The organism is Paraflavitalea pollutisoli, assembly GCF_029360705.1.
Classification (GTDB): Bacteria; Bacteroidota; Bacteroidia; order Chitinophagales; family Chitinophagaceae; genus Paraflavitalea; species Paraflavitalea pollutisoli.
Genome location: NZ_JARKMX010000009.1, coordinates 1 through 7,979, shown reverse-complemented (window position 1 = coordinate 7,979; position 7,979 = coordinate 1). Strand labels below are relative to the sequence as shown.

Annotated in this window: 2 protein-coding genes; both read right to left on the bottom strand. The window is 53.6% G+C overall.

Going from position 1 to position 7,979, the window contains the following annotated elements:
* On the bottom strand, window positions 1-5,141 hold a 5,141-nt coding region (locus P2W70_RS30540; RefSeq protein WP_276485399.1), incomplete at its 3' end, for a non-ribosomal peptide synthetase.
* Window positions 5,142-5,171: 30 nt separating this feature from the next.
* Window positions 5,172-7,979 (bottom strand): non-ribosomal peptide synthetase (locus P2W70_RS30535; protein WP_276485398.1); only part of this gene is annotated, 2,808 nt, incomplete at its 5' end.

Below are 7,979 nucleotides of genomic sequence, written 5' to 3'. Positions count from 1 at the left end.
CACCAGCCATCCATCAGGATATGGTGGTGACTCCACAAAAACTCATACTCCCCATCCGCTACCCGTACCACCTGCAAGCGCATCTGGGAACCCTCCTGCAGGTTGAACCCACGTGCCCGGTCTGCAGAACGCCAATCAGCCACTTTAAAGCTGTTGTCTCCTGAACGGTCGGCATATTCAAAATCACCCAACACACCCTTTCGAACGATCTGCACAGGCTTATTCCCCAGGTCGTGCCGGAAGCTCGTCCGCAATACCGCATGACGCGCTACCAGACGCTGGTAGCTCTGCCCCAGCAAGTCGATATCCACCACCCCTGCTACCCGGTAACTCATCTGCTCGAAGTAGGCACCGCTCTGCGGCCACATCAACCATTGGTAATAGAGCCCCTCCTGCAACGGGCTCAACGTATATACATCTTCCAGGTCGCCTTTCGTATTCAACGCCAGGCATTGACCAATGCTTAATTCTTTATAGCCAAGATCAGAAGGCGTCAGGTATTCGCCAGCAGTATCAGACAACAGGTCGATCAACCCTTCCAGCTCCTGCCGGTAGGCTGTCATTAGTCGCTCCATCGTGGCAGCATCGTATTGACCGGTACTGTAGCTGATCGAGATACCCAGTTGACCACCCACCGTGATGCCCGTGATATCCAGCAAACAGTCACGCTGCCAGCCACCACCGATGTTGCGACCATGGGCCTCCCCCGAAGGAACCAGCACCTGGTCACCAGATCCGCCCCTGCCGAAGTCGCCGAGATAATTAAAATTGATAGCGGGACTAAGGCCATAGTCACGGCCACGCAGGTATCGAAGGATCCCATAACCGATGCCACGGCCGGGCACAGCCTGCAGGTCTTCCTTCACCCCGATCAGTTGCAACAACCGGTCGGCAGAACGCCCCATATCCAATAACACCGGGTACATGCTCGTAAACCAGCCCACTGTACGGCTGGTATCAAGGCCACCGCCGATGTCTTCCCGCCCATGACCTTCCAGGTTCACCAGTACACGGTTCAACCCCCACACACGCTTCAGCGCCAGACCAAGGCCAGTCAGCAAAACTTCATTGGGACCCGTACGGTAACTTTTATAACAACGCAGCAGGAAACGCTCCGTCTGTTCAGCCGTCAACGCAAAAGAACAGTTGGCAATCGACTCCTGCAGGTTACTGCCTCCTTCCCGGTCCACCGGAAGCGAGGCAAAGTCATGCTGCGACAACGATGACCAGTATTGATCTTCCTGCAGCAAAGCTTCGCTTTGCGCATACGATCCCTGCTGCAGCTGCCAGTCACGGAAAGCATCCGTCTTCAGTGGCAGCGTCAATGCTTCGCCTGCCTGGTGCTGCACATACAACTGCTCCAGGTCTTCCAGCAGGATACGCCACGATACCCCATCGGTCACCAGGTGATGGATCACCAACAGCAAACGGTCCTCCGCTTCCCCACGGAACAAACAGGCTTTTAACAGCGGACCCGTTTGCAGGTCCATACCGGATTGTATCTCCTCACAATGCGACACAAAACTATCCCCCGTCGCTCCTGTTACCACCGTAAAACCGTATCCCTGCGCCAATCCCAGGTTCTCCTGCACCCACCCTTGCGGCGTAGCGCGGAAGACCATCCGAAGTGCATCATGGTGTTTTACCAGTTCCATCAACGCTGCACGCAGGCCAGCCTCCGATAAAGGGCCACGGCTGCGCAGCAGCATCGATTGATTATAATGAGCAAATGCTTTACTCCCGTTGTTGAAAAACCAATGTTGTACAGGGCCCAGCGGCACCGCTCCCTGCACCACCTCCTGGCCAATGCTGCGGCCAGACAGGCTCATACGCCCGGCCAGTTCTTCCAGTACAGGGTACTGCAACACGTCCTGGATCGTTAAACTATACCCCCGTTGCTTCAGCCGCGACACCACCTGGATGCTTTTGATGGAGTCACCACCCAGCACGAAAAAATCATCACCGATACCAATGGGTTGCTTCTTCAACACCGCCTCGCACACTGCCACCAGCTGTTCTTCCGCATCGGTACGGGCCGCTACATACCCAGCACCACCACGTAACCCATGCACAGCAGGATCGTGCAGCAATTGCCTATCCAGCTTACCGTTGACATTCAACGGCAGTTTATCCAGCTGAACATAATGAGCAGGAACCATCCACGAAGGCAATCGCTGCGCCAGGTATTGCCGCAGCAGTGTAACGTCCAGTTCATACCGGCTTACCACATAGGCTACCAATTGAAGCATTCCCTGCTCATCGGGCCTGGCCAATACGGCCGCCTCCGTTACCTGTTCAAATGCGATCAATACAGCCACGATCTCCGACGGTTCTATCCGGTAACCACGAACCTTTACCTGCTCATCGGTACGGCCAAGACATTCCAGTTCTCCGTTGGCCAGCCAACGGGCCTTATCGCCCGAACGATACAGTTTTTCACCGGTTAAAAAAGGATGGTCGATAAATCTATCTGCAGTCAGGTCAGGCCTGTTCTGGTAACCGCGGGCCAGCCCCGCACCACCGATGTAGAGTTCACCCGCAACGCCCACCGGACACAACTGTTGCAGGCTATCGAGCACATACACCGCTGTTTGTGCAATTGGCCTACCAATGCATACCCACTCATCTTCCAGCAATTCCTTCACCACACACCCTACCGTCGTTTCTGTAGGTCCGTATTCATTGTACACCCGCATCAGCGGATTGATCGACTTCAGGATGCGTACATGCTCCGGAGTTACCTGTTCGCCCCCAACGATCGCCCGTTGCAGGGCAGATGCGGGTATTTCCAGCTGTTTCAGCAAGCTGATATGCGAAGGCGTAAGTTTTATATTTTCAATTCCTGCGTTAAAGTAGTGGCGCAGGACAGACTCGAGATCCTTTTCCTGTTCGTACACCTCCAAAACTCCGCCAGTTGTCAACGCACAGAAAATACTGGTCACCGTAAGATCGAAGGACAAAGACGTAAACAGGCCAAAACCAGCTGCCCTACCTGCTCCGAAGTAATACTGGTTGGCCCATTGAATATAGTTTGAAAAGCCCCCTTGGGTAATGGCACAGCCTTTGGGCATCCCTGTTGAGCCAGATGTATAGATCACGTAGGCCAGGTCGCTGGCCACCACCTTGTTTGTACGGTCCGACTTTGCAGCAGCGAGTGGTGTCAATTCAACATCGATCGCAAACAGCCGGCCCTCATAGTAAGGAAGATCGAATAAATAGGCTGTTTCGGTGATGACCATGATCAGACCCGCATCTTTGACTATGTATTCTATACGGCCCGAGGGATAGGCCGGATCTATCGGCACGTAAGCGCAGCCCGCTTTAAGGATACCCAACAGGGCAATCACCATCTCCGCAGAACGGTTGAGCAGGATCCCCACCGGACTGCCAGGCCCCAAGCGACACTCGTCGGCCAGGTAACTGGCCAGCCGGTCGCTTTGTACATGCAGGTCTAAGTAAGAAAGATCAACCCCTTCATACCGTACAACTGTCCTGTCGGGTTGCAACGCAACCTGCGCTTCGAATAACGAAACGACCGGCTGGAAAGGCATGGTATCCCGTTCACCCCAGGCAAACTCAACCAGCAATTGCTGCTGCTCTGCATTTCCGAGATAATCCAATTGTGCCAGGGGTGCCTCTGACTGGCTGATCAGTTGCAGCAGCAACGATTCAAAGTGAAACGCGATCCGCGCTGCTGTTGGTCGCTCAAAAAGATCACTGTTGTATTCCAGCAGCAATGTCAACCCATCGTCTTTTTCGATGAAAAGGAAGGTAAGGTCAAACTTACTGATCACATGCTCGAGCTTTTCATAAGGTGTCACCTGCAACGCACCAGCCTGCCCGGAACCAGCAGACAAGCCACCGGTTTGCAGATCGATGAATACGTCGAAGAGAGGGCTACGGCTCTTGTCTCTTTGCAGGGAAAGCGCTTGCAGCAACGCATCGAAGGGATAGGACTGGTGTTCATAGGCGTCGATCGTACTTTGCCGCACCCGTTCAAACAGGTGTCTATAACCATCGCCAGGTTCAATGCGGTTACGGAGCGGTAATACGTTGAGGAAAAAACCGATCTGATCTTCCAGGTCCGCATGATCACGCCCCGCAATGGGGCTGCCGATCAGAAGATCATGTTGCCCGGTATACCGGTACAGCAAGGCGTTAACGGCTGCCACGAGCCCCATGAACAAACTTCCCTGCTGCAGGCGGCAGTAGGTTACCAGTCGATGGTATATATCTGCAGACAGCTGCCGAACGATCATGCCCCCATTATACGTTTTCAACGCAGGTCGTACATGATCTACCGGCAACTCGCACACCGGCAACTCACCAGACAGCTGTTGCAACCAATACTGCCTGTGCACATCAAAGGCACCCTCCTGCAACTGTTGCTGCTGCCAGCAGGCATAATCTTTATAGTGGATCCGCAATGGTGCTTCCCGTAAGGGAACACCGGCCATGCGGGCATTATAGACACTCATCAACTCCCCGATCATGACATTCATCGACCAGCCATCACTGACAATGTGATGCATTACACACGCGAACACCCATTGTTCTTCGGCTACCTGGCACAAAACGGCACGTAACAAAGGCCCATGAGCCAGGTCGAATGGCTGATTGCAGGCATCCTGCACAAGCCGCTGCACAGCCTCTTCTTCACCTGACTCCCGCAAATCGTACTGATCGATATGGAACAACTCACTATTGCCCGGTGATATGACCTGGGCAATCTGACCGTCTTCATCGAACTGGAATGTCGTACGCAGGCTTTCATGCCGGGCGACGAGTTGCTGAAAAGCATGATTGAGGGCAGCCATGTCCAAATCGCCCTTGAACACAACGATTCGCGAAATATTGTACGCGGCATTTCCTTCTCCAAACTGACTGAGTACCCACAATCGCTTTTGAGAGGAAGAAAGGGGATAATATCTATTCGTAGTAACCGCCGGGATCGCAGACAACTGCTCCCTTTGACTGGTATACGACCTGATCAATCCGATCAATGCCTGTTTATTGTCCCTGATCTCAGCAAGCAGCTCCTGGTTGAGGATACCTTTCGGCGCCTTAAGGTCGAGCGAATCGCCTTTAACGCTCAGGCCGATCCGCAACTGCTGTAATTTCTTGTACAACTCGATAGCCATAAGATAGCGTTGACTGGTTTATGGTCTTCTTTATAAGGAAACATTTTCTATATTGTCCATTTCAGCCACTTCACTGTTGGCCCACCGTATCCGGTCGATCTCTTCGGCCAGCGCCTCGATGGTTGGATGGTTGAAAAGGGCAGCCAGGCTCAACTGAATGTTGAACTGCCGCTGGATATGTCCCGCGAGGCGGATGGCTTTGAGACTGTGACCACCCAGGTGGAAAAAATTATCCCTGATGCCTACGTTGTCTTTTTGTAGTATCTCTTTCCAGATGTCGGCCAGTTCATGCTCGAGCGCTGTTTGCGGCGCTTCATAGGCCGTCACCCGTTGCTCAGCCGTAACGGCAAAGGCAGCCAGTGCTTTTTTATTGGTCTTGCCATTGGGCAGTAAGGGCATGTTGTCGATCACTACGAAAGAAGCCGGCTGCAGGTACACCGGTAAGCGGCTGCCCAGGTCTTCGCGTATCTTTACCAGGTCTGGTGTTTCCCGGCACACGATATAGGCAACCAACGATGCATTCTTTTGCTCCTGCAAAACGACCGCTTCCCGCACGACCTCCAATTGCAACAACGCAGCTTCTATTTCACCAGGTTCGATGCGGAAACCGCGCACCTTGACCTGGTTGTCCGTGCGACCAATGATCTCCAGCTGCCCATCCGGCAATCGCCTTCCCAGGTCGCCGGTACGGTACAGACGGTTGCCGGGTGCAAAAGGATTATCGATAAAGGTAGCCGCCGTCAACGCAGCCTGATTGATGTATCCACGACAGGTGCCGTGACCACTTGTCCACACTTCACCGGCTATGCCCACCGGGCACAGACTGCCATCTGCCGACACGATGTATTGCTTCATGTTTTGAATGGTATTGCCGATCAATACCGCCTCCTGCAACGAACCATTCCGTGGCACCTCGTAGGCAGTCGTCACGTCAGACGATTCAGTTTGCCCATAAGTATTGAAGATCCTTACCGAATCATTCCCCTGGTAGCATTTGTGCACGAAATAAGGCGTTAGTTTTTCACCTGTCAGTATCAGGTTACGAAGGCTGCCCAACGGCAACCGGCTCTCATAGGCCAGGTATTCGTTCAACTGAGAAGGGATCACTTCAAGTGTAGGCGCTCCATGCTGTTGCGACAAAAACAGCAGTTGTTCGATGTCCATCATTTCCTGCCGGCTGCACAGGATCAGCTTGCCGCCTGTAACCAGGGGCGCCCAGAGCTGCCAGATGCCGCCGACAAAACAAAGCTCCGATGTATGGCATAGGGCATCGCCTGGCTTCATCTCCAGGGTAGTGATCTTGCTGTACAGGTGATTGATCACACCACGGTACTCCAGCATACATCCCTTGGGAAGTCCGGTAGAGCCCGAAGTGTGAATGATATAACACAGGTCGTGCAGCTGACGCTGCACGCCAGGATCTTCTTTGCTGTAAGTAGCTGCCACCCGGTCAAACTCGTCTACGACAAGTTCATCGATCACCAGCCTGCACCCGGCATGCGCTACGATCTGCTGTTTGCGAACAGCTGGTGCTGCACTATCCAACGGGACACACACAGCCCCTATCTTCAGTATCGCCAGCATGGCCAGTACCGGCCTTTCACTCCGGTGCAGATCGATCGCAATGAGCTCATCCACGCTGGCCCCTAACTGTTGTTGCAGGTAACCAGCCAGTTGGTTGGCACGTTCATTCAATTGCTGATAACTGAAACGGTTGTCTCCGGATACCAGGACCGTATCCTGCGGTGACCGCCTGACCTGCTCTTCAAACAAGCCTGTCAGCGAAGCATGATCCGGATAGGCGGCTGCCGTTTCATTGAAAGTATCGAGCAGCTGTATGCGTTCATCCGGCAGCAGGCAGTCGATCGCCCCGATCGTCTCCTGCCGTTTGTCCACCATTTGCAGGATAACCTGCCGGAGATGACCGGCCAGCCGTTTCATCAGGGAGGCATCGTACCGGTATTGGTTATATACAAGGTCTATCCGCAGATCCTCGTGTGGCAACACCATCACCGAAAGATCGTAATTGGTTTGCCACGTTGTTTCGGACGACACCAGTGAAAGTCCCGCAACACTACCGGGTGCTTCCGTGCTTTCCCGTATGATCTCCTGTATGGGATAGTTTTCGAAGATCATGATATGGTCAAAGAGGTCTTTGCCGAGTTCGTTTTGTGCCTGCACATCGATCAGCTGTTGAAAATGAAAGGGTGCGGACTTGACCGACTCCTGCTGCACCGCCTTCAACAGTTCAGCAACGGAGAGTGCCTCGCTCGCCTGGATCCGTACCGGTACCGTGTTGACAAACAGACCGATCATGTTTTCTACAGCTTCCAGCGCTGCAGGTCTCCCAGATACCACGGCACCGAACACGACATCACGGGTGTAATTGTACTTACACAACAAGATGCCCCAGGCAGTCTGCATAAAGGTATTTTCAGTAACGCCCAGGTCGGCGCACAGTTCTTTTATCGATTCGCGGTCCGGTCCTCCAATGGAGAACGATTGCCTGCCAGGGTTCCAGCCTTCCGCCACGGGCGTCTGCCAGGAAGGAATGCGGCTGACCGTATGGTAATCCTGTAAATATTTTTGCCAGTATGCCAAGGCAGCTTCCTGGTCGTTGTTGCCGAGCCATTTGATGTATTGTGCATAGGCGGGTGGTTTGGGAAGGTCCACTACCCTACCCTGCAACAGCCCATGGTAGATCGCAAAGAACTCACGGATCAGTATACTCACGCACCAGCCATCCATCAGGATATGGTGGTGACTCCACAAAAACTCATACTCCCCATCCGCTACCCGTACCACCTGCAAGCGCATCTGGGAACCCTCCTGCAGGTT